The organism is Christensenella hongkongensis (assembly GCF_000981035.1).
In the GTDB taxonomy this organism is placed as follows: domain Bacteria; phylum Bacillota; class Clostridia; order Christensenellales; family Christensenellaceae; genus Christensenella; species Christensenella hongkongensis.
This window is the reverse complement of sequence record NZ_LAYJ01000060.1, coordinates 1-1,655: the sequence shown is the minus strand read 5'-3', so window position 1 is coordinate 1,655 and position 1,655 is coordinate 1. Positions and strand designations below refer to the sequence as shown.

General features: G+C 50.2%; 1 rRNA gene. It reads right to left on the bottom strand.

From position 1 onward, the window contains the following. Window positions 1-1,655, bottom strand: a 23S ribosomal RNA gene (locus CHK_RS03125); the annotation flags it as partial.

Here is a 1,655-nt window from a genome sequence, read left to right as displayed (position 1 = left end):
CTATTTTACTAGGCACTCCTTATCCCGAAGTTACGGAGTCATTTTGCCGAGTTCCTTAACAATGCTTCTCCCGATCGTCTTAGGATTCTCTCCTCGCCTACCTGTGTCGGTTTGCGGTACGGGTACCTACTGGTCTTCCTAGCAGCTTTTCTCGCCAGTGTGGATTCACAGACTTCCATACTTATTTTCTGTCCCCATCACACCTCAGTCTTAAAGCAAGGCGTACTTCACTACCTTGCAAACCTCAGTGCTTAGACGGGCTCTACCATCAGCCCGCTTCTGCTATCCTCCTGTGTCACTGCGTCAGTCAAACGACCAGTCGGTAGTACAGGAATATCAACCTGTTGTCCATCGCCTACGACTATACTGTCCTCGGCTTAGGTCCCGACTTACCCTGGGCGGACGAGCCTTCCCCAGGAAACCTTAGGCTTTCGACGGTGAGGATTCTCACCTCACTCTCGCTACTTATGCCAGCATTCTCTCTCGTATACAGTCCACTGCTCCTCTCGGTACAGCTTCTGCCCGTATACGATGCTCCTCTACCGCGCGCATTACTGCGCACCCATAACTTCGGTGGTAAGTTTTAGCCCCGGACATTTTCGGCGCACAATCACTCGACTAGTGAGCTGTTACGCACTCTTTAAATGAGTGGCTGCTTCTGAGCCAACATCCTAGTTGTCTCTGCAATTCCACATCCTTTTCCACTTAACTTACACTTTGGGACCTTAGTTGATGATCTGGGCTGTTTCCCTTTCGACAACGAAACTTATCTCACGCTGTCTGACTCCCGAGTAGGTAATATATGGTATTCGGAGTTTGATAAGGTTCAGTAAGCCGTGAAGCCCCTTAGCCCATTCAGTGCTCTACCCCCATATATCTTCACTCGAGGCTAGCCCTAAAGCTATTTCGAGGAGAACCAGCTATCTCCGAGCTCGATTGGAATTTCTCCGCTACCCACAAGTCATCCCCGCATTTTTCAACATACGTGTGGTTCGGTCCTCCACGGTGTTTTACCACCGCTTCAACCTGCTCATGGGTAGGTCGCCCGGTTTCGGGTCTACAGCATGCAACTTAACGCCCTATTAAGACTCGGTCTCCCTTCGGCTCCGTGACTCCAGTCACTTAACCTCGCTGCATACCGTAACTCGCTGGCCCGTTCTACAAAAAGTACGTGGTCACACTTTCTAATAGTGCCCCCACTGCTTGTAAGCACAAGGTTTCAGGTTCTCTTTCACTCCCCTCCCGGGGTGCTTTTCACCTTTCCCTCACGGTACTATTTCTCTATCGGTCATCAAGGAATATTTAGGCTTGGAAGGTGGTCCTCCCGGCTTCCCACGGGGTTTCACGTGTCCCGTGGTACTCTGGTGCCCATCTCGCTAACTCGTATTTCGTTTACGGGGCTTTTACCCTCTTTGGCTGCACTTTCCAATGCTATTCAACTATATTCGTCAGATCGATTATATGGGTCCACAACCCCGGATGTCCGAAGACTTCCGGTTTGGCCTCTTCCCCGTTCGCTCGCCGCTACTAGGAGAATCACTTTTGTTTTCCTTTCCTCCGGCTACTTAGATGTTTCAGTTCACCGGGTTCCCCCCATATACCTATGAATTCAGTATATGGTAACATCCTGTTAAAGATGCTGAGTTCCCTCATTC